The 25997-nt window shown below is 40.2% G+C and carries 22 protein-coding genes and 1 tRNA gene; 7 read left to right on the forward strand and 16 right to left on the reverse strand.

Annotated features, from left to right (window positions below; all coding sequences use genetic code 11):
* Nucleotides 1–112: 112 nt before the first annotated feature.
* Entirely contained in the window at nucleotides 113–1678 is a 1566-nt protein-coding gene (gene ahpF / locus FTV37_RS09520; RefSeq protein ID WP_078189029.1) for an alkyl hydroperoxide reductase subunit F, read from the reverse strand.
* Between the two features lie 432 nt (nucleotides 1679–2110).
* Here ahpF and FTV37_RS09525 point away from each other — a divergent pair, with 432 nt between their 5' ends.
* On the forward strand, nucleotides 2111–2722 hold the full coding sequence (locus FTV37_RS09525; protein WP_180063692.1) for a DsbA family protein: 612 nt from the start codon (nucleotides 2111–2113) through the stop codon (nucleotides 2720–2722).
* 85 nt (nucleotides 2723–2807) lie between these two features.
* Here FTV37_RS09525 and FTV37_RS09530 read toward each other — a convergent pair whose 3' ends face one another.
* Genes FTV37_RS09530 through FTV37_RS09540 form a run of 3 tightly spaced genes read right to left on the reverse strand, consistent with a single transcriptional unit; the run spans nucleotide 2808 to nucleotide 5708 of the window.
* On the reverse strand, nucleotides 2808–3728 hold the full coding sequence (locus FTV37_RS09530) for a hypothetical protein (protein WP_180009481.1): 921 nt from the start codon (nucleotides 3726–3728) through the stop codon (nucleotides 2808–2810).
* Nucleotides 3729–3769: 41 nt separating this feature from the next.
* Nucleotides 3770–4900, reverse strand: coding sequence for a toxic anion resistance protein (locus FTV37_RS09535; RefSeq protein WP_180009477.1), 1131 nt, complete (start codon nucleotides 4898–4900; stop codon nucleotides 3770–3772).
* Between the two features lie 16 nt (nucleotides 4901–4916).
* A complete protein-coding gene (locus FTV37_RS09540) occupies nucleotides 4917–5708 on the reverse strand; it encodes a tellurium resistance protein (RefSeq protein WP_180063694.1) in 792 nt (263 codons plus the stop codon).
* Nucleotides 5709–6035: 327 nt separating this feature from the next.
* Between FTV37_RS09540 and FTV37_RS09545 the strand changes: the two genes are divergently transcribed.
* Nucleotides 6036–6524, forward strand: a complete 489-nt coding sequence (locus FTV37_RS09545) for a TIGR00645 family protein (RefSeq protein ID WP_078189122.1) — start codon at nucleotides 6036–6038, stop codon at nucleotides 6522–6524.
* A 62-nt stretch (nucleotides 6525–6586) separates the two neighbouring features.
* Here the strand turns inward: FTV37_RS09545 and FTV37_RS09550 are convergent, their stop codons facing one another.
* The 5 genes from FTV37_RS09550 to FTV37_RS09570 all read right to left on the reverse strand — a co-directional run bounded on the left by FTV37_RS09550 (nucleotide 6587) and on the right by FTV37_RS09570 (nucleotide 11816).
* Nucleotides 6587–7291, reverse strand: coding sequence for a Crp/Fnr family transcriptional regulator (locus FTV37_RS09550; RefSeq protein ID WP_180051207.1), 705 nt, complete (start codon nucleotides 7289–7291; stop codon nucleotides 6587–6589).
* Nucleotides 7292–7408: 117 nt separating this feature from the next.
* On the reverse strand, nucleotides 7409–8371 hold the full coding sequence (locus tag FTV37_RS09555) for a TauD/TfdA family dioxygenase (protein WP_180063696.1): 963 nt from the start codon (nucleotides 8369–8371) through the stop codon (nucleotides 7409–7411).
* Between the two features lie 246 nt (nucleotides 8372–8617).
* Nucleotides 8618–9022: a nucleoside diphosphate kinase regulator gene (gene rnk / locus FTV37_RS09560; protein WP_180051201.1), complete on the reverse strand. Its 405-nt coding sequence runs from the start codon at nucleotides 9020–9022 to the stop codon at nucleotides 8618–8620.
* A 160-nt stretch (nucleotides 9023–9182) separates the two neighbouring features.
* Nucleotides 9183–10436: a serine hydroxymethyltransferase gene (glyA, locus tag FTV37_RS09565; protein WP_180035998.1), complete on the reverse strand. Its 1254-nt coding sequence runs from the start codon at nucleotides 10434–10436 to the stop codon at nucleotides 9183–9185.
* Nucleotides 10437–10592: 156 nt separating this feature from the next.
* A complete protein-coding gene (locus FTV37_RS09570; RefSeq protein WP_180063698.1) occupies nucleotides 10593–11816 on the reverse strand; it encodes an alpha/beta fold hydrolase in 1224 nt (407 codons plus the stop codon).
* A gap of 625 nt (nucleotides 11817–12441) precedes the next feature.
* Here FTV37_RS09570 and FTV37_RS09575 point away from each other — a divergent pair.
* From FTV37_RS09575 to FTV37_RS09590, 4 genes are all read left to right on the forward strand, one after another.
* Complete coding sequence (locus tag FTV37_RS09575) at nucleotides 12442–13140, forward strand: 3'-5' exonuclease (protein ID WP_168379387.1); 699 nt, start codon at nucleotides 12442–12444, stop codon at nucleotides 13138–13140.
* Nucleotides 13141–13228: 88 nt separating this feature from the next.
* Nucleotides 13229–13975, forward strand: a complete 747-nt coding sequence (locus tag FTV37_RS09580; protein WP_168379386.1) for a hypothetical protein — start codon at nucleotides 13229–13231, stop codon at nucleotides 13973–13975.
* A 217-nt stretch (nucleotides 13976–14192) separates the two neighbouring features.
* Complete coding sequence (locus FTV37_RS09585; RefSeq protein WP_078189130.1) at nucleotides 14193–14549, forward strand: hypothetical protein; 357 nt, start codon at nucleotides 14193–14195, stop codon at nucleotides 14547–14549.
* 167 nt (nucleotides 14550–14716) lie between these two features.
* Complete coding sequence (locus tag FTV37_RS09590; RefSeq protein WP_111885765.1) at nucleotides 14717–15010, forward strand: hypothetical protein; 294 nt, start codon at nucleotides 14717–14719, stop codon at nucleotides 15008–15010.
* A 59-nt stretch (nucleotides 15011–15069) separates the two neighbouring features.
* On the opposite strand, the gene FTV37_RS09595 is transcribed toward FTV37_RS09590, so the two are convergent.
* From FTV37_RS09595 to lldP, 7 genes are all read right to left on the reverse strand, one after another.
* Nucleotides 15070–15282: a hypothetical protein gene (locus tag FTV37_RS09595; RefSeq protein ID WP_078189132.1), complete on the reverse strand. Its 213-nt coding sequence runs from the start codon at nucleotides 15280–15282 to the stop codon at nucleotides 15070–15072.
* A gap of 701 nt (nucleotides 15283–15983) precedes the next feature.
* Nucleotides 15984–16073, reverse strand: a tRNA-Ser gene (locus FTV37_RS09600).
* An 87-nt stretch (nucleotides 16074–16160) separates the two neighbouring features.
* A complete protein-coding gene (locus tag FTV37_RS09605; RefSeq protein WP_180063700.1) occupies nucleotides 16161–18197 on the reverse strand; it encodes an NADPH-dependent 2,4-dienoyl-CoA reductase in 2037 nt (678 codons plus the stop codon).
* Between the two features lie 182 nt (nucleotides 18198–18379).
* Complete coding sequence (gene dld, locus FTV37_RS09610; protein ID WP_180063741.1) at nucleotides 18380–20071, reverse strand: D-lactate dehydrogenase; 1692 nt, start codon at nucleotides 20069–20071, stop codon at nucleotides 18380–18382.
* A gap of 320 nt (nucleotides 20072–20391) precedes the next feature.
* Nucleotides 20392–21546 carry an FMN-dependent L-lactate dehydrogenase LldD gene (gene lldD, locus FTV37_RS09615; RefSeq protein ID WP_078192909.1) on the reverse strand — a complete coding sequence of 385 codons (1155 nt, stop codon included), beginning with the start codon at nucleotides 21544–21546 and terminating at the stop codon, nucleotides 20392–20394.
* Between the two features lie 2 nt (nucleotides 21547–21548).
* Entirely contained in the window at nucleotides 21549–22292 is a 744-nt protein-coding gene (lldR, locus tag FTV37_RS09620) for a transcriptional regulator LldR (protein WP_180004196.1), read from the reverse strand.
* Between the two features lie 32 nt (nucleotides 22293–22324).
* The gene (gene lldP, locus FTV37_RS09625; protein ID WP_180004194.1) at nucleotides 22325–23992 is read right to left on the reverse strand and encodes an L-lactate permease; all 1668 of its coding nucleotides are present in this window, start codon (nucleotides 23990–23992) and stop codon (nucleotides 22325–22327) included.
* A gap of 619 nt (nucleotides 23993–24611) precedes the next feature.
* Between lldP and argG the strand changes: the two genes are divergently transcribed.
* A complete protein-coding gene (gene argG, locus FTV37_RS09630; RefSeq protein WP_078189146.1) occupies nucleotides 24612–25955 on the forward strand; it encodes an argininosuccinate synthase in 1344 nt (447 codons plus the stop codon).
* Nucleotides 25956–25997: the final 42 nt, after the last annotated feature.

Raw genomic sequence — 25997 nt, forward strand, 5'->3', positions numbered from 1 at the left:
TCCGGTGTTAGCATCCAAAGTTCCTGTAAAACGAGAATATTAAGAAAAATAATATTCAAATGACAACATTCAGCGCGGCCAGCGTGTTTCTCGAAACACACTGGCCTTTCTTTTATTGACCCGAACGGATGATGTAATCAAAAGCAGACAATGAAGCTTTCGCGCCTTCACCTGTTGCAATGATGATTTGTTTGTAAGGTACTGTTGTACAGTCACCGGCAGCAAATACACCTTTTACATTGGTTTCGTTACGTTCGTTAATTACGATCTCACCACGGTTTGAAAGTTCAACTGCTGTTTCTTTTAAGAAATCCGTGTTTGGTAACAAACCGATTTGTACAAAGATACCTGCCAATTCAATCGTTTTGATTTCATCAGTTGCACGGTCTTTGTAGTTCAGTGCAGTCACTTGTGAACCATCACCAACCACTTCTGTAGATAATGCATTCATGATCACAGTGGTATTCGGTAAGCTGTTTAACTTGTCTTGAAGGACTTGGTCAGCACGAAGTTTGGTATCAAATTCAACAAGTGTTACATGTTCCACAATACCTGCAAGGTCAATCGCCGCTTCGACACCTGAGTTACCACCACCGATCACCGCAACACGTTTACCTTTAAACAATGGACCGTCACAGTGTGGGCAGTATGCAACACCACGTGTACGGTATTCTTGTTCACCCGGAACGTTCATTTCTCTCCAACGTGCACCTGTTGAAAGAATCACTGTTTTAGATTCAAGTTTTGCACCATTCTCTAAAGTCACTTCAACTAAGCCATTAGCTGTTTGGTCAGCACCTTTGATGTCAGATACACGTTGCAAGTTCATAATGTCCACACCGTACTCACGTACATGTGCTTCCATTTCAGCAGCAAACTTAGGACCTTGAGTCTTTTGAATCGACGTGAAGTTTTCAATGTCCATCGTATCCATGACCTGACCGCCCATGCGTTCAGCCACGATACCGGTTTTAATGCCTTTACGTGCTGCATAGATTGCAGAGGTATTACCCGCAGGGCCACCACCAATCACAAGGACATCAAAGGCTTCTTTGGCATTTAGCTTTTCAGCATCTTTTGCAGCAGAGTTGGTGTCTAATTTGGCAATGATTTCTTCCAAGGTCATACGACCTTGACCGATGTGGTTGCCGTCTTGGAATACCATTGGTACAGCCATGATTTTGCGTTCTTCCACTTCGTCTTGGAAGAATGCACCATCAATCATGGTTGCAGTTGTACCCGGGTTGTAAATTGCGATCAAGTTAAGTGCTTGAACCACGTCAGGACAGTTATGGCAGCTTAAAGATACAAACACATCAAAGTCAGTTTTAAGACCTAGACCTTTGATAGTGTTCAGTACTTCGTCAGAAACTTTCGGTGCATAACCTGAAGTTTGTAGCAAAGCTAGAATCAAAGATGTGAATTCGTGGCCCATAGGTAGACCTGCGAAGAATACGCGTGGAGTTTCACCTGCTTTTGCAATACCAAAACTTGGCGCACGGCTGTTGTTACCGTCAAAACGTGCAGTCACTAAATCAGATAAAGCCGCAACTTCAGTTACCAATTCTTTAATTTTGTCTGATTTGTCAGTACCGTTTAAGGTCGCGACGATTTCAATCGGGCCTTCAAGGCGTTCAAGTAAGGTTTTTAATTGAGCAGAAGTATTTTGATCTAACATTGCTAACGTCTCCAGAGGAGTAAATTTATTTGATGAGAGAATGATAGAACAAACCATTAAATAGGTGAAACGGTTTGTTTTTATAAAATTAATCGGTTTTACAAATCAAATAGTTAAATTTCTTTCTAAATCATGAATATATGTTCGCATATTAACATTAAAATGATTTATTCGCACACATATATCGTGATAAATTCCTCATTTTTTTCTTTTTTATTGAAATTACACCAAGTCTATGCAAGACATACGCACGACCTGATCAATTACAAAATCTTTATAAAGCTTTAAGTTTCATTTCAGCAAGTCGGCTTTAAATCAAAGGAAATATCAGATGATTTGACTGCTTTTGAGTTCCATCAATAAAGCCACAATCAATCCCTTGCATCAATCAGCCATCGATCTACAAGTATAAAATCAACAGTGAGGAAAATAATGAAAATTGAATTTGTCTTTGATATTGTTTATCCCATGAGTTATGTCGGATTTCAAAAGTTAAAACAAAACTGGAATGAACATACAGCAACCCGTGTAGAGCTATTGCCGATTCAACGCGTTCCTGAAATTCCTGAACAAGGCTTAGATGTGCTGCAGTATTTAACCAATAAGTATGGCTCAAGTGCAGCAAATCGAAAACTCGAAATGACAAAGTTTGCCGCTTATAGCGAAGATGTGATTGTCAATATTGAGCACATGAAACGTATGCCAAACAGTCAACTGGCTCATCAAGGTATTTTGGCCTTGGACAATATTCTGGATCAATATGCCCTGACTCAAGCCTTATTATTCCATGCATTATTTGCACACGGTCAAAATATTGCTGATATTCAGGTTTTAAAAAGCATCATTGAAGGCATTGGTTTAGATGGCTCAAAAGTACTGCGCTCAATTCAACATAAAGATATTGCAGACCGTCAGCATGAAATTACACAATATGTAAAATCAAAGGGACAGCACCCCATTCCTTTTTACCTTGTGGATGGCGAAGTGAATGATCAGACTTTTTCTACACAGGAACTTCGACAACTGTTTCATCGCGCAAGTTAATCTACCCAAGATCAAAAATCCCCATACAATGTGATGGGGATTTTTATTCTGAGCAATGCAATGATCTAAAAAGAAAATAGGCCTGTTAATGAAGTCCCTGCTCAATTCGATTAATCCGTGATTTGAAATGCTGAGATAGTAGATACAAAATTAAGCTCAAAACCAGCGTGAGTACCATCACTGCGATCAACACCCAACGTACAACAACTTCTACTACATTGGCTTGCTGAACTTGTTTTTCCACGCTTTGCGCCATCGGTGTCATGGTTTTATCAAATAGCTGATTTTGCATTGCCCAAAGCTGTTCAGGCTGAAAACCGTATTCACGGAATTTTGCTGGATTTTGTTGCTCGGCATTGATTAAGGATTGCACCAAAGGAATTGCTGTCGCACGATCTACAGGCTTATGCATCAAAGCAGCTTGTGCAAGTAAATAGGCTTGCACGGGTTTTGCCAATTGTGCATCTTCCATCTCGAAAGCCAGCTGGCTTTCTTGAATATTTTTTTCATAATGTACCAATTTTTGATCTGCTGCACGGTCATCATGATTAAGGTCATATTGCACATAAGTTAAGCCTGACCAAAGCACGATAAACGATAAAATCCAGCCGACAAATTTCAATACAAAAGATTGGAATCGAATTCTAAAAAATTGAAATTTCTTTAGAAATCCAACCAAGAAAAATGCGCCAATAAATGAAACGATAAGTTTGAGAAATAACCAACCAATAAAGGATAAAAAATTTGAAAAATAGTCGGAGGACTCACCGAGTTGATATGCCAAATCACCTGCACTAACAGGGATATGCAGTTGCTGTACGCTAGAACTTAGGCCAAAAAAGCTATAGACCATATCATGCTGAATAAACAGCATCACAGCCGAAACGATCAGCACAGAAACACTGGTTAAAGTCAATAACGTCAAATTGCGTTGACGCTTCTTAATGGTTTGAAGCCCTGTTTCCAGTTGCTGCGGATTTAGCGCATATTCATCAATGGGAGGCAAAGACATACTCCTTCAGATTATATTTTCACCCCCCTCACCGTTTATGAAGAAGGGTTTGAACCACTCGATTCAATTACTAAATGATTCAAATTATTTTGTAAGGCACGAATACGTGTCGTCGCTTCTTCACGCTTTTGTACACCTTCTTTCTGAATTTGAATCACATCATTAACGGTTTTAATGAGGGTATTTTGCACATGTTCAAGTGTGTCAATATCAATCACTGAACGCTGATTGGCTTTCGCTGTATCGACAGAGTTTTGATGCAACAAATCTGCATTGCGTTTTAACAGGTCATTGGTCGCATCATCAATGCTATTTGCCAATTGCACGCTGTTCTTTTGTTCTTGCAATGAAATCGCCAAGCTAATTTGGTTTTTCCAAGCCGGTAAGGTGATATTTTTAATAGCATAAAATTTATCAACCAACATCAAATTGTTGGATTGAATAATACGAATCATCGGCAAGGTCTGCATCGCAGACTGTTGCAAGATCTGTAAATCACTCACACGTTTTTCAAGATTATTGGCCAAATGGTTGAGGTCATAGATTTTTTGCGTAGTGGTTTGATCTTGAACTTGGGTAGTTAAACTTGCAATTTCCTGTTGGATTTCCTGCTCTTTCAACTTACCTGCGGCGATATACACCCCTAATTGTTTATATTCGTCTTGCACGCCTTCAAACATTTTATCTAATGTATTTACACGCGCTTTTAAGCCATTTTGCGAAGTTTCAATTTCTTTAACCAAAGCATCAATTTGCTCTTTGGTGGTATTAAAGTGCTGATCAAAACTTTGCTTGGCACCTTTAAATTTACTCAGTAAACCACCAAAAAATCCTGAGCTTTTCGATTTATTTAAAATGCTCGTGGTATTCAATTGCTGTGCGACTTGTACCACCTGATTGAGCTTTTGACCTGTCGCATCCAGATCTTTATTTTGCACCAAATTTAATAATTCATCGGTATAGGTCGACGTCTTGGTGGCAATGTTTTTACCATATTCGGCAACACTATTATGACTTAAATCTGCCAATTCCTTACGTGCAGCTTCGACTTCGTGAAAATCGGAAGTTTGTAAGCCAATTTCCTGTAAATTGAGTTGCTGAAACTTTTCTTCAGTCAATTCTTTACTTACTTCAACGGGTAAATTTTTGGCATCTAAATCGGTCATAACTCACCTTATATTTCTAAGACTTAGAGGAATTCTCTAATGATTTTTTTAAAGTTTTAATCAAATTTTCACGGCTATTATCAAGCTTTTCCAATGAACTTGTCGAGTTACTTTGACGACTTTGTTTCACATGATATTGCCATGCCGGAATCAACACTTGCTGAGCTTCCTTATATCGATCTAATAATCCAAAAGAAAGCTGCTGAGAAAGCTGCATTTGTGTAATTGCAATATCATTACTGGCTTGTAAGGTTTGCAACGTATTCACCTTTTTCGATAAGCGTTCTGCAAAGTTATCAAGCGGATGCTGATTTTTAACAAACTGTGGGTATTCCAGCAAAAATTCTTCAGCCGCGACGATATAGCGCGCCATTTGCTCACGTAAACCCTGTAATTGATTAAAACGTGTTTGGGACTTTTGAATTTCTAACTGTAATTTTTGGCTCAGATGATTTGCCCGATCAAGCAATTGATCCAAATTTTTATAATATTCAACTTGTCCTGAACCGTACTCCAAATCAATGCCTAACCATTTTTGCAAGGCATTAAATTTGCGTGTTTTTAAATATTTTTTTGAATTGGCTAAGGCTTGAATCAACTGCTCAATGGTTTGACTAAGTTGCTTCGTCAACTGAGGGTCAACACCATCTAGCAGTACCGACTGTGCTTGAATTAATTGATCTGCATAATGATTTAGACGATATTGATCGGTCAGTAATGGCACAAGGTCATTCCGCTTAATCGAAAGCACTTCCGCCCGATCTACCGTAATATCCTTTAACGGCACCAATACATCAATTTGTGACATAGCCAATTAAACTCAATAAAATCATTTTTATACTACAAGTTTTGCCATAAAAGTCTTGTAGTATTTTGCAAAAAATACATCTATTTCATCAGTCAAATTTCGCCATCAAACTCAACCGTTGCCTATAGATCCGCCTAAGCAGCCATACAGCATCATTTCCACTGATATGATGACCTACACAGATGAATTCAAGCTTAAGACACCCAAAGATTCAATCTAGATTTAAATTAAACAACTGACTCTACATGAATTATTATCAAAATTATCGTAAAATTTAATTCATATACTTTAGAACCAAATAATAGATCAATAATTTTAGAGGCTTAAATGGAACGTTTTTTCCATAATACAATGTATGCTGCACGTTGGATTCTGGCTCCCGTGTACTTTGGTTTATCCTTTGCACTGCTACTGCTCGCGATTAAATTTTTCCAAGAAGTCATTCATGTCCTTCCGCATATTTTAGAATATTCAGAAGCTGACCTGATTTTAGTCATCCTCTCTTTGGTCGATATGACTATGGTGGGTGGACTGATTGTAATGGTGATGTTTTCAGGCTATGAAAACTTTGTTTCGCAATTAAAAATTAATGAATCGACCAATCGCTTGAACTGGCTCGGCACCATGGATGCCAATTCATTAAAACTCAAAGTTGCAGCATCAATCGTGGCAATTTCTTCGATTCATTTATTACGTATTTTTATGGATGCGAAAAACATCCCTAATGACAAAATCATGTGGTACATCATCATGCATTTAACCTTTGTTTTTTCTGCTTTTATGATGGGATATTTGGATAAAATCAGTAAGCACTAATCTAAAAACAAGTCCAATGAAGCCATTTGCGATCATGGCTTCTCGTCAAATTTTAAATCTAGTTATTCATCTAGTTCACTCATTTGCCTTAAACGCTCAAGATCCAATATCACGATTTGTCCATAATTCCACGCGATCACTTGTGTTTGGACAAATTGCTGCAGATGTTTATTCAACGTTTGGCGTGAAATATTAAAAGACTCTGCAAATTCCTGCTGACTGAGTCTCAAAGGAATTTCCTGCCGACATCCATATTGCTCATAGAGTCGAATCAAATGTCTAGCAATACGCTGCTCTAGCGTTGCCGTTCGCAAATAACGATTATGCTCAAACATCAAATACATGCGTCGACTGAGAGATTGCACGACATTCCAAAGCGCCTTCGGATCACGCTGTAAAACTGCTAAAAACCTTGTTCCAGAAATGATTGCCACCTCGACGTGTGTCGCAGCAAAATAATCATAATTCAAAGGCTTTTGTTGTAAGAGTGCGACAAAATTAAATACCGACTGGCGACGAATATAATCATTGACAATCAATTCACCATTATTTTGCAACCAACCAATTTGTAGCGTACCTGAAAGCAAAATATAAATATCTTGCACGATTTGTTGTTGTTTTAAGATGTGCTGCTGCGCATGAAACCGTGAATATTTCACCTGTTGCACAAGCTGTTCTAAAGTCTGATCGCTAAAGCCCTGAAAGATGTCTTCATTACGTAAAATTTGCAACAAATGCTGTTGGGCGGTGTTCTTTTGATCGCTCACGTCTATAAAAAAATGCCTAAGATCTCATTGATCTTAGGCAAGTGCTTAAAAATGTAAAACCATTGTTTTTCGCATTATTTATCTGTTTTTATGCTGTTTTAAATGACGCTCTCATACTTAAGATGCTTTCTCATAAATACGGCCTGCTTCTGAACGCAAGTTTGAAATATCGGTGTTTTGAATATTTTTCAGTACAGTACTCGGCTGACCATTTACATCGACAGGTACATCACCCTCAATGGTGACACGTGAGGCGATACGTAACTCATCACCATAGTCATTGATGGCACGATGCTGCGTTGCACGATTGTCCCAAATGGCAACATCACCAACCGCCCAGCGCCAACGCACAATATTTTCCCATTGCACGATTTGCTCTTGAAACAGTTTAAATAAACGACGTGACTGTGCCGGACTATATCCACTGAAGCGTTTAAAGAAGTGACCTAAAACCAAACTTTTTTCACCTGTTTCAGGATGTACACGCACCAATGGATGCTCGGTTTCCACTTCTACCGCGGTACGGAATAAATGGCGACCTTCTTCATTGTACTGACCTTTGGGAGTCGCATAGTCATAACTATTACTATGCACCGCGCGTAATTGTTCCGCCAGTTTTTGCAGCTCCGGACTTAAATCTTCATAAGCCGTCACGGTATTGGCCCAAACTGTATCGCCACCATGTTCAGGTGCAACTACATTTCTTAAAATTGTGGCTTTGGGATAATTGGGTAAAAATGTAATATCGGTATGCCATGAATCTGCGCGCCCACCACGTGAGTCAATTGACAACGTATGTGCTGTACCATCTTTGAGTGGCACACTTGGATGATTCAACGGATTTCCTAAAAGTCGTGCAAAGGCTTCTTGTTCTAAATCGGTGAGATCTTGCTGCCCACGCACAAATAAAACTTTATATTTTAATAGTGCATGATTAAATTCATCGACCACGCTTTTGTCTAAACTTCCAGACAACTGAATGCCAGAAATTTCGGCACCAATACGACCGGTTACGGGTTTTACTTCAATATGCTGATATTGATAGTCCGGATTGTAATGATTCGATTCTAATTGTGTCATAGGGCTCTACCTTATTCTTCAAATTATTAAGCAACGATGGTGTTGTTGAAATACAGTGTGCCGACTTCGTGCCCATGACTCTGTCAATTCTTTGACAGTTTTCCCAAGTTAAACTGCTATGGTTGTAATGAAATCTGCTTAACAACATTTGCACATTTCATATCTAAAAATGCGATATCGAAAAATAAAAAAGCCATCGATATCGATGGCTTTGTGTGTAGATTTTATCTGTATAACGCAGCGGAATTATAAATAATCCCCTTCACGCTCTGGTTGATAGAGCACTTTAATGATTTTGACTTTCATGGTATGACCATCAGGCTGCGGCCATTCTATTTCCTGCCCTTCCGCCAAACCTAAAATGGCAGCGCCCACTGGAGCCAAAACATTGACTTGACCTTTATCGCCACGAAAATCATGTGGATAGACCAGTGTAATTTCGGTTGCTTCTGTCGCAGGTGCAATGTTAATGAGAACTTTGGCATTCATACTCACCACATTGGCAGGGACATCTTGTGGAGCAACCACGTCAGCGCGCGCCATCTCATCTTCCAAATGCTCCATCGTCGGCGTCAACTTAGACTGATGCTCCAACATGGTTTCTAAGCGATGTAAATCTTGTTCTGAAAGAATAATATTGGGTTTTTTCATATAAAGTTCCTTTGCGACCTTGCCAACAGATCTATAGCGATGGGCAAATTTTTTGTTATCTCTTATTCCGTTATATCAGAAATATAAATGTTTAGATAACTTTTGAATTTTTCTGATGACATAAAAAAAGCCCCCTTGAGGGGGCTTTCTCAAGTCAGACTTATTTTGCGTAAACTGGGAATTTAGCGCAAACAGCAGCAACTTTTTCTTTCACTGTAGCAATCACAGCTTCGTCACCTTTGCTGTCTAGAACGTCAGCGATCCAGCCTGCAAGGTCACGTACTTCAGCTTCACCAAAACCACGTGTTGTTACAGCAGGAGTACCGATACGGATACCAGAAGTCACGAATGGAGAACGTGGATCGTTTGGTACTGAGTTTTTGTTCACAGTAATGTGAGCAGCACCTAACCAAGCATCGGCATCTTTACCAGTAATGTCTTGTTTAATTAAAGATAATAAGAACAAATGGTTCTTAGTACCGCCAGAAACAACATCATAACCACGTTCGATTAGAACTTCAGCCATTGCTTGCGCATTCTTAACAACTTGTTGTTGGTAAGCTTTATATTCAGGCGCCATTGCTTCTTTGAAGCAGATCGCTTTAGCCGCTACAGCGTGAACTAAAGGACCACCTTGGTTACCTGGGAATACAGCTGATTGTAATTTTTTCTCGATTTCTTCGTTTGCTTTCGCAAGGATTAAACCAGAACGTGGACCGCGAAGTGTTTTATGAGTCGTCGTTGTTGTTACGTCAGCAATTTGTACTGGGCTTGGGTAAACGCCAGCAGCAACTAGACCAGCTACGTGAGCCATATCTACGAATAAGTAAGCACCAACTTTGTCCGCGATATCTCGAAAACGTTGCCAATCAACAACTTGGCTATACGCAGAGAAACCAGCCACGATCATTTTTGGCTTGTGTTCTTCAGCTAAACGTTCAACTTCTTCATAGTCGATTTCGCCAGTTTCTGGGTTCAAACCGTATTGAATTGCGTTGTAAGTTTTACCAGAGAAACTAACTTTAGCACCGTGAGTCAAGTGACCACCGTGAGCCAAGCTCATACCTAAAACTGTATCGCCTGGGTTAAGTAGCGCAAGGTAAACTGCAGAGTTTGCTTGTGAGCCAGCGTGTGGTTGAACGTTTGCATAATCAGCACCAAACAATTCTTTAGCACGGTCAATGGCCAATTGTTCGATCACGTCTACATACTCGCAACCGCCGTAGTAGCGTTTACCAGGGTAGCCTTCTGCATATTTGTTAGTAAGTTTTGAACCTTGAGCTTCCATTACTGCAGGTGAACAGTAGTTTTCTGAAGCGATTAACTCAATGTGCGCTTCTTGGCGAGCATCTTCATTCGAGATCGCTTGAGCTAATTCAGGGTCAAATTGAGCAATAGAGGTGTTGGCAAACATTAGCGAGGTCCTATTAAATTAGGGCTTTTAAGCCGTGCTAAGATTGGCGCGTATTGTAGCATGAAGTTTTAGAAATGAGAGAGGGAAGTTTGTGCTGTTTTTAAATAAATAATGCCCATGTTGAATCTGCACGAGCACTATTTAAGTCAAATCAACTTATTGATTTGGCATGAGAGTCTCTACATCTTGCACAAAATTTGCCAGATTATCGGTATAAATACTAATATGATCTGCTGTCGCTTGCTCACGATAGTCAATCGATGTTCCCGGCTTAGCAAGGCTAATCATAAATTTAGTCGCATCTGCTGGAATGGTCTGATCGGCTTTACCTTGATAAATGATGATCGGCGTTTTCACCGCTGTCGTTAAAGGCTGTGAACCTTCACTCATAAAGTTTTGGATTGGCTTTAAAGTTAAGAAATCAGGCTGAGTTCGACCATAGTTATCCAAAGTCGTGTTCTGACTCGCATAACTGAGCATGTCATCTTGAATTAACTTGGTTAACTCGCCTGAACACACTGTTTCAGCCTGAGGTGCAATCGCAGCCAGATGTCCACTAAATACTTTTGAATAATCCACACTGTTTTTATGCCCTTGCATACCCGCAATGATCTGCGCAGTAAAACTGTCTAAAGGCGCATAAATCATACTTTGCACGGTTGCAGGTTTGTCTTTGGCTAACTTCTCGCCTGCGTCAAGAATGAGCGCAAGATTATTTGCAGGTGCTATGGCAATCGTTCCCTTATAATTTAAGTCAGCACGCGATGCGAATTCAGCTGCACCTAATACGGCTTGACCACCTTGAGAATGCCCGATTGACACCCAATCCTTCGACACCGTTTTACCTTGGCTGGTTAAGTAACTTCGAGCTGCGACAACGGCATCGGTAATCGAAAAGGCTTCACTTTTTAGATTCAGATAAGGATGGTTTTCACGTCCACTAGGTTCCCCTAATCCTTCATAATCGGGTGCCACAACGACATAACCCTTTGCCAATAACATTTGTAACAAGTATTCAGTGCCTTGCAAACCTTGTCGGCTCGGAGCGCATTTATCAGCCACACCTGTCGTTCCATGTGCCCAAGCCACAATTTTCCAACCACCTGCCGGAGCAACTGTTTTTGGGGTAAAGACTAAGGCTGTGGCTTGAACAACTTTGCCATCTACTCCTAGCATTTTATAGGTCATCAATCGGCTGTCTGCACTCACAGCAGGCATATTGTCTTGACTATAGGCTGTTGTAGTTACCACCGGATTTTTGATCTGATTGAGATCAGCGTTTGTTTCAGGATTACTAAATTGTTGGTCATTACTATCATTACCGCAGGCTGCTAAAAATAGCGCACTGCTGACTAAAACCGTTAAACGCAGCATTTTCATTCCATGATCCTTTTGTTTGTTGTTTTAAAGTCAATTTTTCATTGAATATGAATCATTAAATACATGGAACAAACTTTTGTTCAAGCCTAATTTTCAAGCAATTGCTCTTATTTTAATTTATTGAAATAATCTTGAATTAACACTTTGTTTTAACTCGATATGGATTAACAGCATTCAAATAAATCAGCCACCCCGATCTCAGAAAAATGGCTGAACTTATATTTCTGATCATTGGATACAGATTGGGCTATTTTTCGGAGGTTAAAGCAAAATGTAAAATCAACAAAAATGCTGTACCCCCTGCCAACTACACAAACATATGCACAAAAGTAAAGCCGAAAAACCACCATGCCATTGATCGTGAACATACTCTAGTGCTTAATCCACTTAGCGACATTTTTGGATATCACGATGGACAAAAGCCTTTAAAATAAGTCGATTTAGAAGATGGTTTAGCTTTATCCCGCTGTAAAGGTTTTATTTCGGCAGATGCGATAAAAGCAGATTATTTAAACACTGCGCAGCCATCTTCATAATATTCCTACAAATAATCACAGCATGGGTTTGTCAGTGTGGATGTGATCATGTACATTCATAAACATTATTCAACATGCTGGAACTGGACATGCAAGCCATCATTCTCGACACAGAAACCCATACACTAAATGGACAACCCATCGAGATTGCCTATGCTCCAATTCAGGTGGCAGATGCCAAAATTACCCTAGATAAATCTAAAATTTTTGATCAACTTTATCGTTGTGATGAAGCAATTTCTTTTGCAGCAATGGCTGTACATCATATTTTAGAATCAGATCTTGAAGGTCAGCCCCACTACAGCAGTTTTGAACTCCCATCAGAGACGACATATATCATTGGGCATAATATCGACTACGATATTCGAGCGCTCGAAAAATGCGGTGTAGATGGTTCAAAAATTAAAGCCATTTGTACCCTTGCCCTTGCTCGTCGAGTTTGGCCTGATGCAGAAGCGCATAATATTTCTGCCTTGATATATATGATCACCAAAGGCAGTGAAAAAGCACGTGAAATGATCCGTAAAGCTCACCGCGCAGATATGGATATCATTTTAACTGCCAATATTTTGATGCATATCGTCCATCACTTAAAAATCAATAGCATCGAAGAATTATACGAAGCTTCGGAAGATGCTCGCATTCCTCGCAGTATTAATTTTGGTAAACATCGTGGTACCGCAATTGCAGAATTACCTGCAGACTATGTGCAATGGCTATTACGTCAAGATGACTTAGACCCGTACTTGCGTAAAGCTTTAGAAAACTCTGCTGTCATTACCCTATAAATCATTGATTATTTAATATTTTCTTAATATTACTGTCATTATCACTGCATAGGATTGCCTTAATTCTTTTGAGCTATGGAATTAAGGCATGTTCAACTATCAAAAAACTGAGCTGGGTTTTCAAACATTAAAAGACCGACAGCTCGCATTAAACGCAAGACAACGTCGTCTACTACTCTTAATTGGTAGTGATGACTTTAACCAAATGCCAGTCCATTATCAGCAGCGCATTGCTGAAGCGACATTGCTTGAGCAACTAATGGAACTTGGGCTGATTCAGCCAATTACAGCACATGATCATCAACGCCTTCAAAGCTCAGATTTTTCTGCTTTTAATCCTCCTAAAAAAGCGCCTAGCAATACGTCCGATCTCAATACCTTTAGCCCTGCATCCGATCTCACAGCGCAAAAAAATGTGACTTTTAATGAACTTTCAATGCCTACGATGGAAGTTCCTCAAACTCAGACACAGTACGAACTGACGAACACCCTTCCAATAGATCCGATCAGCTCCACACCCCATCAACTCAAACAAGCCACACCTGAAAACACAACATCACACAACCCTGTATTAGCAGAAAAAACCGTTGATTTCATCGAGCATGATTTTGATGAGTTACAGAGTTTTATGTGCAGTTACTTACAGCGTTATTGTGGGCTGATGGCAAAAAAATTAATTATTAATATTCAACAGGCCACGGATATTGCAGACTTAAAAGCCTGTCAGATGCAATGGATCACCTGTCTAAATGAATCCAATATTCAACCTAAACTCTTACAACATGCATTACAGCAAATTAATTACAGTCTAAAAAATCTGCAACAACTGGTTTAACTTAGAGACTTTTCCTCACTTCTCATTCAAAAAACAACTTAATGAGGTGAGTTATTTTTCAAACATCCCAATATAAGAAATTGAATTATATTAATTTTATTGATTCACTTATTTCTTTTAAGGTTTTAACTGCTGTTTTATACGACCTTCCCCTAATGTCAATCAACAGTAAAAAATCGCAAGAATTAAACCGACCTCCCAGCGTTTGAGCATGTCAATGTCGCAACAGTTTTGTTTAGAATTTGATTCTTTCGATAATCCAATGCAACTCAGCAAAATTGGCAATTGGGTGTTTACATTCTTAACCTCACCAGATGAATTGCCCGATGTTCAATTGGCCATTACCTATGTCATGCCACGAAAAATTAGTGATGAATTACAACCTCGACGAGTGGTCATTCAAAATACAGCCATTGAAACAATTTGGCGTATAGAACAAGTCGAATGCTTCAACAGCCAAACGAACCAAGAACTCACCTTTACAGCAGCTGAGCCACAAGCTCAATTGGTTTTAAACAGTATCATTGAGGAATTTGCCCGTTATGATGTCCCATTGGTATTCAAGCCCCTATAATTTAAAGCGAATTCCAACTTATTTTTCATAAAGATTTAAGCTGTCTCAATGATTTAACCAAAGTTAGCTAGACAGACATTAAATGAAAAATAATCCATACAGATTAATGTTGCTCAATTCGTATACACTATTCCTGCTCAATAATTTTTTGACCATGGATAATAAAAATGAACTTAGCCAATTATTCTAATGATCAGGCACTCATCCTTTTCAACCTATATAGCAGCCTAGAACAATGTCTAGATGCGATTGGACATCTGCACCTTGGCCCTAAACTAGTGCTGACCGACCATGATGTATCGAAAGATCATATGATCGTGCAACGTTTTCAAGCTGGGGTTTTAACTCAAGAAATCCAAGTACGTAAACAAGACGTTGAACTGTCTTCTAGCAACCCGATGACGCGCTATCAGTTACTTTCATATATTTTGAATCAATTTAAAGCAGATCAAACAGCTTAAATTTCAGTCTCTAAAAATAAAAAACTCACCATAAGGTGAGTTTTTTTTATTCATTCAATTTAAGCTTCTAAAAGCTTGTAAATACTGTCCGATTTTTGACTTTCAAAAAGTAGTTCGATACTGGGTAGGATGATTTCACCTGCAATAATGATATGTTCAATGCGATGAAATAGCGCTCGAGAATCTTCTTCTGAAGGATTACGCACCAAAGCTTGTGCTTCATAAACCTGACTAAATTGGTCTTTCACTTTAATATCGATCATCTGTGTCATAGTGACGTCTCTACTTGTTTTAATAATTGAATTTTTTATATCACATCTTTACACAACAACTTGCTTTGTAAATGTTAGATTTCATGGCAATGTAAACTTATTTTACTTTAGTAACTATATATCAATAACATAGGTTGACTATTTAATTATTGTTTGACAAAAGCACTATATTTTCAAATCTAAAATGGTATTAAAAAGCCCGCGTCGCTGCGGGCTCTATGTTGGAAGGCTAGTGCTGATTTATTGTCTGCAATATCTTAAGACTAAAATATTACGAAACTCAACGAGCTGTCATTGATCCGTCCAACTTATTGGTAGCGTCGTTTTATGACCTACCGTGATTTAAATATAGCACTTTCAATTCTCTTGCCAAGCCTTGCTAACACTTCAAAACAATTGATCAAATAAAATACAATTGATATTTTTTCAAAATAAGCGATCATAGCTCTGCCCAATGCTTGTGAAAGATTTAAATAAATAAGCCATTAAAAATAAATTCTACACTATCAATCTATAAACATTCTTTTCTCTTACTTTTAATTCTACCTTTGACAACCCTTGTATTAATTTCTGACTTGAATTTTAAGTCTGATATCCATTTTTAGCATTGCTTAAAAATACTAATGAATAAGATTGCCGTCTCAAATTAAAATCTAAGACAAAAAAAAGCCCTTGTATCACTACAGGGGCTTTTTTGAATTTGGCGGAAGCGGTGAGATTCGAACTCACGGAGGACTCGCGCCCTCGTCGGTTTTCAAGACCGGTGCATTAAACCGCTCTGCCACGCTTCCATGTGCGCCATAATACGGAGGTTTTATTCATCTGACAAGTAAAAATTACAACTAAACCTTTCAAATGAATATTGTTTCGCCAAATCCTTAAAGTTTAGCAGCAAGCTCCGCACCTTCACGTATTGCGCGTTTCGCATCTAACTCTGCTGCTAGTTTTGCACCACCAATAATATGGTAATTGGCAAGGGTTTTCTCACCCTGTTCTGGCATCAAATGCTTTACCGATTCCTGACCTGCACAAACGACAATCGTATCTACACGTAATAATTGATCATGCCCTTCATATTCAACCCAAAGACCTTCATCAGTAATGGCTTTGTATTGAACACCACGCAGCATACGAACCGCATTTTTCTTTAATTGTGCACGATGTACCCAGCCTGATGTTTTACCTAACCCAGCACCAAGTGCAGTTGTTTTACGTTGTAATAAATAAATTTCTCGAACGGGAGGTTCGATCTCAGCAGCCTGCATACCGCCTTCTGTTACATAGTTTGGATTCGGATCAACACCCCACTCCCGCTGCCAATCCGCTAAAGGCATTGGTTGTGGCTGATGTGGTGGTTTGAGTAAAAATTCAGATACATCAAAGCCAATGCCGCCTGCACCAATCACAGCAACTTTATTGCCCACAGCTGCGCCTTTCAGCACTTCTGCATAAGATAAGACATTCGGTGCATCACTACCTTCAATTTTTAAGCTGCGAGGAACCACACCTGTTGCAATAACAACCTCCTCAAACCCTTCACGTTCAAGTTGTTCACGGTTTACACGCGTGTTTAAACGCAAATCAACCCCTGTTTTTTCGATTTGAACTTTAAAGTAGCGAATCGTTTCGTGAAATTCTTCTTTGCCCGGAACGACTTTCGCCAAATTAAATTGACCACCTACCTCTGCACCAGCTTCAAATAGTGTCACCGCATGGCCTCGGCTTGCCGCTACCGTTGCAGCAGACATCCCAGCAACGCCACCACCGACGACTGCAATACGCTTCGGTTTTTTGGTCTTTAAATAAACCAATTCAGTTTCATATGCCGCTCGTGGGTTGACCAAACACGTCGCACGCTGATTTTTAAAAGTATGATCTAAACAGGCTTGGTTACAGGCAATACAGGTATTAATTTCATCGACACGGTTGGTCGCCGTTTTATTTACCCAAAACGGATCTGCCAAGAATGGACGTGCCATCTGCACCATATCCGCCTTGCCTGAAGCTAAAATTTCTTCAGCAGTATCTGGCATATTGATACGGTTGGACGCAATGACAGGGATCGCAACATGTTTTTTGACTTCAGCGGTATAGTCCACAAACGCTGCGCGAGGCACTGAGGTCACAATTGTCGGAATACGTGCTTCATGCCAACCAATCCCCGTGTTCAATAACGTCACACCTGCTGCTTCCAATGCTTTAGCAACAGTAATGACTTCTGCCATGGTGTTCCCATCATGAACCAAATCAAGCAATGACAAACGGAAGCAGATAATAAATTTCTCACCCACTTCAGCACGTATTGATTTTACAATATCAACCGCAAGGCGCATACGATTTTCAATTTCACCACCCCAACGGTCTGTCCGTTGGTTGACATGACGGCTTAAAAACTGATTCAGCAAGTAGCCTTCTGAACCCATAATTTCTACACCATCATAGCCGGCCTTATGTGCAAGGCTTGCCGTTTTGACATAATCATCAATGGTTGAAAGAATTTGTTTGTCCGTTAATTGACGCGGTTTAAACGGTGAAATTGGAGATTTAATCGGACTTGCTGACACTGCAAAAGGCTGATAGCCATAACGCCCAGCATGCAAGATTTGCATTAAAATTTTGGCGCCATGTTTATGTACGGCATGGGTCACCAAGCGATGCGGAGCGATATCACCTAACGTATTCATGGTACCGCCAGCAGGTAACAGCCAACCTTGACGGTTTGGCGAAATACCGCCTGTAATAATCAGGCCGACACCACCTTTCGCACGCTCACCAAAATAAGCTGCAAGCTTAGGATAATTATAAAAACGATCTTCCAGCCCACTATGCATGGACCCCATCACGACACGGTTTTTAATCGTGGTAAAACCCAAATGTAAAGGCTTTAAAATATTTGCATAGCTAGTCGTTGTCATGCTGAATCCTTATTTTGGCTTTGCAACTTGTTGCATAATACTTTAGCGGTTTTTTTATATTTTGGGATGACAGTTTAGAAAATATTCTTCGCTTTTATGGTCAATACCGCCTGATATATAAATCCTCTAACCATAAAAAAAGCCGTGAACTTTCACATCACGGCGTGTTATTTTTAAAAGCATTATTTCCAATGCTTCAGCTTACTGGTTTGCCCAATCCCGACATTAAAGCTATTGGTTGGATCCAACTTTTGATAATGATTTTTTAATGCAGGCTTGGCAACATATAAATGTCCAACATTGTGTTCCGCAGGATATTCAGCACCACGATCATCGAGTAAATGCCACATTGCATGTTCCATTGCCAAAGGGTCTACACCTTTTTTCACAATATAATCTTGATGAAAAACATGACAGAGAAAATGTCCATAATAGAGTTTATGGATAATTTGCTCATCCATGGCTTTCGGCAAAGTTTCTACCCACTCTCGATCATTGCGACGTAGCGCAATATCCAGCGCAACAATATCTTCCACTTCCGAACGATGCGTATCACGATAACGAATTGCAGCACCTGCCACCGCAAAACGGTGTAAAAATGCTTTACGCCCTTCTTCGTCTGTGCATTTAAAATAATTGCCTGCCGTTTTATCTAAAAAATACGTTTTCAAATACGCATCAACTTGATCAACATCCTGATTTTCAATACGAATCATCAAATGATGTTCATATAAATCACGGAAGGCATTCATCCGTTTCGGCAAATGATTCGGCAAAAATTTTGTCACTAGCTGCAAGACTTTATCTGACAAACCTCGCAAGCCCAGTTTTTCTAAATAGCCATCGACTTTATCTTTCATGGCAAAAGCAGCTGGAACTTTTGCCGTGCCAAATTTTTCAATAAATACAAAAGAATCTTTACCGTATTCAGCCCCAATATCGTATGCCACACGATGAATGTACTCACCTGCAATCGGGAGGCGTGCAAGATCTTTTAATAGAAAACGACGAATTTCGGTTAAATCATCTTGTGAATTGGTCCCTACATAAAACACCTGACTAGGGATTTTTTCAAAGGTATCTAAACGTACTGCAAAGACGCAGACCTTACCTGCTGAACCCGATGCTTCAAATAAACGGCTTGGATCGGCATTAAAACGTGCAGGCGTATTTTCATCAACCTGCTTTACGTCATGTGAATAACGTTGATCTGACGCACAGCAGCTTGAATTATTCACAATATCATTGATTTGATAGTTTTTATTTTCTAGCGCTGTGAGGATTTCTTCAGGCGTATTGCCAAGATGGACACCTAGATGATTGACCAACTCTAACTCACCTGACTCATTCACTTGTGCATACAGTGCAAGCTCTGTATAGGCAGGACCGCGGCGTACCAAAGCACCCCCTGAGTTATTGCATACGCCGCCCAAAACCGATGCGCCAATACAAGAAGAACCAATCACCGAATGAGGTTCACGATTATATGGCAGCAAATCTTTTTCAAGCTTGTCTAATGTCGCACCTGGTAAGCAAATTACTTGTTTACCTTCATTAATCACTTGGATGCCAACCAAACGACGTGTACTTATCAGCACCACAGGACGGTCATAGTCATCACCAAACGGCGTTGAACCACCTGTCAGACCTGTATTGGCGGCTTGCATAATCACAATACAATTTGCATCCACAGCCGCTTGCAGCACTTGCCATTGCTCAAGCAAAGAGCCCGGTGTAACCACAGCCAATACTTTTCCTGCACCGTAACGGCGACCTTGGCGGTATAAACGTGTGTCTTTATCTTCAGTTAAAACGTGTTGCTTACCGACGATGTTGATAAAGTTTTGAATGGTTTGTGATGATTGACTTTGCATGCTCGTAGAATTTTCCATTTTCATTATTTTCTCTCCTCGCTAGAGAGGAATTGCATTGTTATGCAATAGAAAAATATTGATTTAAATAATTTAAACAACGTAGGTTTATTTGCACATATCAAAAGTTTTTAGTCATTGTTATTAAAATCTATAATGAATATCGCTTCTCCCTTTGGGATGAGTAGCAATGCTACACAAGAGGGTTAGGAGAATTAATCAATAAATACCTCTCCCTAACCCTCTCCTACAAGGAGAGGGAACTTTCATTTTTTAATTTTTTTTGATAACGAATAACTTTCCCAAGAGATCTATTCAAAAAATCACCCAGCCAACTCTTTCTCTAACTTCACCAAACAATCAGATGTAATATCCGCAATGGTTTTTGCACCAGTTAAGGTCATCGCAACACGCATTTCTTTATCAATCAGTTCTAGAAGATTGGAAACACCCTCACCACCTGCTGCACCGAGTGCATAAACAAATGCGCGACCGAGCATACAGGTATCTGCACCCAAAGCCAGCATACGCACCACATCTAAACCATTTCGAATACCTGAGTCAGCAAGAATTTTAATATCGCCTTTTACTGCATCTGCAATTGGCGGTAATGCACGCGCTGATGATAAAACCCCATCGAGCTGACGGCCACCATGGTTTGACACCACAATGCCATCTGCACCAAAACGCACTGCATCTTTGGCATCTTCAGGGTCAAGTATGCCTTTAATGACCATCGGGCCATCCCAAAATTCACGAATCCACTCAAGGTCTTTCCATGAAATTGATGGGTCAAAGTTATTGCCCAACCAGCCGATATAATCTTCCAAACCTGTTGGTTTGCCCAAGTATTTAGAAATATTCCCTAAGTCATGCGGACGACCTAATAAACCCACATTCCACGCCCAGTGTGGGTGGAAACACGACTGCATATAACGGCGCATGGCAGCATTTGGGCCGCTCATCCCCGAGTGTGCATCACGGTAACGCGCACCCGGAACAGGCATATCCACGGTAAACACTAAAGTTGAACAGCCTGCAGCTTTGGCACGTTCTAAGGCATTTTTCATAAAGCCACGGTCACGTAGCACATATAACTGAAACCACATGGGACGCTGAATCGCTGGCGCCACTTCTTCAATTGGACAAACTGAAACGGTGGACAGCGTAAATGGAATGCCCTTTTTATCTGCGGCAACGGCTGCTTGAACTTCACCACGACGTGCATACATCCCTGTTAAACCCACAGGTGATAAAGCCACAGGCATCGATAAGGTTTCATTAAACAGTTGGGTTTCTAGACTCAGCTGTGACATGTCATTCAGCACACGTTGACGCAACGCTATTTTTGATAAATCTTCTACATTACGCTTTAAGGTATATTCGGCATACGCCCCGCCATCGATGTAATGAAATAAAAATGGCGGTAAACGACGACGTGCCGCTTCACGATAGTCATTGGCAGAAGAAATAATCATGCTTATATCCTGTTTAATCGACTGGCACGCTGACGACGAGCTTCTTCTTCATCAATCATGCGCACCTGTTGTACTACAAACTCAATGTGTCCACAGACTGCTTTACGTGCAGCTTCAGGATCACGACGTTCAATTGCATTCATGACTTGGAAGTGCTGATCATGCAATTGATCAAATCGGTGTGCTTCGCTATAAACTTTTCGACGACCTAAAACGACATTAAATTGCAACAGATCAAATAGACCACGCATCATCTGAATCAACACTAAATTATGTGATGCTTCAGCAATTGCTAAATGAAATTTGGCATCTGCACGCGCTGCTTCATCGTCATTCCCTAAAGCCTGAAAATGATTGATCTGATCATAATAATGTCGGATATGTGCCAAGTCCTCTGCTGTAGCACGTTGTGCCGCATACCATGCAGTACCACCTTCTAAAATAATGCGCGCCTCTTGCACATCAAAACGGTAGGCAGGGTCTTCACTAATCAAACTGCTGATGGGCTGCACAATTTGATAACTCGACCAAGTCGCTGGTAATTGCTTTAAAAAAGTCCCCGCACCCACTTTACTGACCAACACGCCCATGCTAGTCAATTGAGAAATCGCCTCGCGTAAAGAGGTGCGTGAGACGCCAAGTTGTTCACACAATTTCCGTTCAGCAGGCAGACGATCTCCAACTTGCATATTGCTTTGTTCAATCAATACACGAAGACTTTGAACAGTTTTATCAGAGACTTTCATCTGCTTTCCTTAACGTTGTTACACAATTCGTGTTATGGAATCATCCAAGGGAACACATAAGCTTGTAGGGTGATTAAAATCCCCATCATGATTGTGAACGTTATACTGTGTTTTACGGTAAAACGGAATAAATCCGACTCTTTACCTACCAACCCGACTGCCGCACATGCAATTGCAATTGACTGTGGTGAAATCATTTTCCCTGTCACACCGCCACTGGTATTAGCAGCAACGAGTAATACTTCTGGCACACCGATTTGTTGTGCAGTAGTCGCCTGCAATGCTGCAAATAGCGCATTGGCTGACGTATCTGAACCCGTGAGGAATACACCAAGCCATCCTAAAAATGGCGAGAAGAAGGTAAAGGCTTGACCTGTATGTGCAAGGGCCAAAGCCAAGGTCGAAGACATACCTGAATAGTTGGCGATAAAAGCAAAAGACAACACCATCCCAATCGAATAAATTGGAATTTTTAATTCATTAATGGTTTCACCAAAGGTCACAATCGCGTCTTTCGGCTTCATTTTTAAGAAAATAATGGTAATGATCGCAGCAATGACAATTGCCGTACCTGTTGCCGAAAACCAATCAAATTTATAGATGGCATCGTAGTCCTTCATTTCAGGTACGACTGGCGGCATCTTTTGAACCAATTGGTGTAAGAATGGCACTTTGATCGAAATAACCAAATCATGTAAAGCACCGTCTTTGGTAAATAAATCCTTAAACGGTTTAATACTCCAGATCGTGACCATCACCGTTAAGATCGCAAATGGCGACCACGCTTTTGCAATTTGACCCAAGCTATATTTTTGCTGTTTTTGTGCAGCCACATCTTCACTCATCGTCGCATCTTGATCTGCAAAGCGGAAAATATGTTTAGGCTGCCAATATTTAAATAAAATCGTTAATGACACTAAAGAGGCAATCGCCGCAGTAATATCGGGTAATTCAGGACCGACAAAGTTCGAGGTTAGGTACTGTGCAATCGCAAAGCTACTCGCCCCAACCACAACCGCAGGCCAAGTTTCCTTCACACCGCGCCAGCCATCCATAATCGCCATAATCCAAAACAGTACAATCGGCACCATAAATGGCAACTGTCGACCAACCATCTGACTGATTTCCATCGTATCTACACCAGACACTTGTCCAGCAACGATAATTGGAATACCCATCGCACCAAAAGCCACTGGCGCTGTATTTACGATCAGACAAAGACCTGCCGCATATAAAGGTTTAAAGCCTAAACCTACCAATAGTGCTGCGGTAATCGCCACAGGAGCACCAAAGCCCGCAGCACCTTCTAGGAAAGTACCGAAAGCAAAGCCGACTAATAGCATCTGTAAACGTTGATCTTCAGTAATGGAAAGTATCGAAGAACGGATGATGTCAAACTGCCCTGTTTTGACTGAGATTTTATACAGGAACACCGCACCAATAATGATCCATGCGATCGGCCATAAACCATAGAAAAAACCGTAGACCATCGAAGCCAATGCCATAAGCGCAGGCATGTCATAGGCAAATAAAGACACCAACAGTGCCAGTACAACGGTGATCGTACCTGCCACACTGCCTTTTAAACGAAATACAGCAAGCGCCAAGAAAAAAAAGATAATCGGAATGAGCGCAATTAAACTTGATATCCATATATTCCCCATTGGGTCATATATTTGCTGCCATTGAAGCATTGTCATCTCCTTGAAATGCTTACTAAGATTTAATTATTGAGCAATATCAGCATGTGGTCTTTTTATCATTGGTATGACCAATATAAATATTAAACACATAAAAACTCATACTATTGCTGAAATACTCCGCAATTTTTAATTATTTCAACTCAATCATTCAAGCTTTTCTTGTTTTTGGTATGACCAATATAAAATACAAAAACATTATTTTTCCGTTTAAAAACCTCCATATCAACTTTTAAATATCTGTTTTGTATTTATTATTTACAACTAAACTTTATAAAATATACTTTAGTCTAATAACCACGCTTTGTTTGACCTCAGTCTCATTTCAATGAAAAGCATAAAAACCAAATTAACCCAATAATGGTATGACCATTAATTTAAATCAAATAGATTTCTTTATATTTACATCCTATTCCATTCAGAAAACGCATTTTCCGCCCGCAAAAACTGGATGAAGTATTCACCAATAGATTTCAACGATCATTTTTTTCCACCTCATCGCTTGTATCTCATGATTTTTTAGAAAAACCCCGCAGAAAAGTGCTACAATCATGCACATATATGTATTCTTTCAGGCCACCCATTCTCGGTGCCTATATTTATATCGTTAGGATTAACAATGACTGATAATGCAACTATCTTGCAGAATGTCCCAGTTGGCAAAAAAGTTGGTATTGCCTTCTCTGGTGGTCTAGATACTTCAGCTGCGCTTTTGTGGATGAAACAAAAAGGTGCAGAACCTTATGCTTACACAGCAAACTTAGGTCAACCTGATGAAGACGACTACGATGCGATTCCAAAAAAAGCGGAAGCGTATGGCGCAGTTAAAGCTCGCTTAGTTGATTGTCGTTTACAACTTGCTTTAGAAGGTATTGCGGCTATTCAATGTGGCGCTTTCCACATTTCAACTGGTGGTATGCCTTATTTCAACACGACTCCTCTTGGTCGTGCAGTTACAGGTACGATGCTTGTAACCGCAATGAAAGAAGATGACGTAAACATCTGGGGTGACGGTTCGACTTATAAAGGTAACGACATTGAACGTTTCTATCGTTATGGTCTGTTGACTAACCCATCGCTAAAAATTTACAAACCTTGGTTAGACCAAACTTTCATTGACGAGCTAGGCGGCCGTGCAGAAATGTCACAGTTCCTAATCGACAACGGTTTTGACTATAAAATGTCAAAAGAGAAAGCGTACTCAACTGACTCAAACATGTTAGGTGCGACTCACGAAGCAAAAGATCTTGAATACCTTAATGCGGGTATCAAAATCGTAGACCCAATCATGGGCGTTGCGTTCTGGAAAGATGACGTAGAAGTTAAAGCTGAAGAAGTTTCTGTAACTTTCGAAGAAGGCTTCCCTGTTGCATTAAACGGCAAACGCATCGAAAACCCTGTTGAATTCATTCTTGAAGCCAACCGTATCGGTGGTCGTCACGGTCTAGGTATGTCAGACCAAATCGAAAACCGTATCATTGAAGCAAAATCTCGTGGTATTTACGAAGCTCCGGGTATGGCACTTCTTCATATCGCTTATGAGCGTCTTGTGACTGGTATTCATAACGAAGACACCATCGAACAATACCGTATTAACGGTCTGCGTTTAGGTCGTCTTCTTTACCAAGGTCGTTGGTTCGATTCTCAATCATTAATGCTTCGTGAAACTGCGCAGCGTTGGGTTGCTAAAGCAATCACTGGTACTGTGACTTTAGAACTTCGTCGTGGTAATGACTACACTATTCTAAACACTGAATCTCCTAACCTCACTTATGAAGCTGAGCGTTTAACTATGGAGAAAGGTGACTCTATGTTTAGCCCTGCTGACCGTATCGGTCAATTGACTATGCGTAACTTGGATATCACAGATACTCGCGCTAAATTAGGTATCTACACAAACTCTGGCTTACTTGCAGTAGGTACAGGTTCTGCAGTGCCTCAATTAAAAGACAAAAACAAATAAGATTTGTTGAGTCATAAAAAACCGCGCATTTTGCGCGGTTTT

This window comes from Acinetobacter sp. YH16042 (assembly GCF_013417245.1).
Taxonomy (GTDB): Bacteria; Pseudomonadota; Gammaproteobacteria; order Pseudomonadales; family Moraxellaceae; genus Acinetobacter; species Acinetobacter amyesii.

Coding starts and splice junctions, on each gene's coding strand:
- argG (WP_078189146.1), top strand. CDS start 24,612: ATGACTGATAATGCAACTATCTTGCAGAATGTCCCAGTTGGCAAAAAA.
- lldR (WP_180004196.1), bottom strand. CDS start 22,292: ATGAAAGTCTCTGATAAAACTGTTCAAAGTCTTCGTGTATTGATTGAA.
- lldD (WP_078192909.1), bottom strand. CDS start 21,546: ATGATTATTTCTTCTGCCAATGACTATCGTGAAGCGGCACGTCGTCGT.
- ahpF (WP_078189029.1), bottom strand. CDS start 1,678: ATGTTAGATCAAAATACTTCTGCTCAATTAAAAACCTTACTTGAACGC.
- FTV37_RS09575 (WP_168379387.1), top strand. CDS start 12,442: ATGCAAGCCATCATTCTCGACACAGAAACCCATACACTAAATGGACAA.
- dld (WP_180063741.1), bottom strand. CDS start 20,071: ATGCAAAGTCAATCATCACAAACCATTCAAAACTTTATCAACATCGTC.
- FTV37_RS09525 (WP_180063692.1), top strand. CDS start 2,111: ATGAAAATTGAATTTGTCTTTGATATTGTTTATCCCATGAGTTATGTC.
- lldP (WP_180004194.1), bottom strand. CDS start 23,992: ATGACAATGCTTCAATGGCAGCAAATATATGACCCAATGGGGAATATA.
- FTV37_RS09545 (WP_078189122.1), top strand. CDS start 6,036: ATGGAACGTTTTTTCCATAATACAATGTATGCTGCACGTTGGATTCTG.
- FTV37_RS09595 (WP_078189132.1), bottom strand. CDS start 15,282: ATGACACAGATGATCGATATTAAAGTGAAAGACCAATTTAGTCAGGTT.
- FTV37_RS09555 (WP_180063696.1), bottom strand. CDS start 8,371: ATGACACAATTAGAATCGAATCATTACAATCCGGACTATCAATATCAG.
- FTV37_RS09580 (WP_168379386.1), top strand. CDS start 13,229: ATGTTCAACTATCAAAAAACTGAGCTGGGTTTTCAAACATTAAAAGAC.
- FTV37_RS09605 (WP_180063700.1), bottom strand. CDS start 18,197: ATGACAACGACTAGCTATGCAAATATTTTAAAGCCTTTACATTTGGGT.
- FTV37_RS09540 (WP_180063694.1), bottom strand. CDS start 5,708: ATGTCACAAATTGATGTATTGGTGCCGTTAAAGGATATTACGGTAGAT.
- glyA (WP_180035998.1), bottom strand. CDS start 10,436: ATGTTTGCCAACACCTCTATTGCTCAATTTGACCCTGAATTAGCTCAA.
- FTV37_RS09585 (WP_078189130.1), top strand. CDS start 14,193: ATGTCGCAACAGTTTTGTTTAGAATTTGATTCTTTCGATAATCCAATG.
- FTV37_RS09535 (WP_180009477.1), bottom strand. CDS start 4,900: ATGACCGATTTAGATGCCAAAAATTTACCCGTTGAAGTAAGTAAAGAA.
- FTV37_RS09590 (WP_111885765.1), top strand. CDS start 14,717: ATGAACTTAGCCAATTATTCTAATGATCAGGCACTCATCCTTTTCAAC.
- FTV37_RS09570 (WP_180063698.1), bottom strand. CDS start 11,816: ATGAAAATGCTGCGTTTAACGGTTTTAGTCAGCAGTGCGCTATTTTTA.
- rnk (WP_180051201.1), bottom strand. CDS start 9,022: ATGAAAAAACCCAATATTATTCTTTCAGAACAAGATTTACATCGCTTA.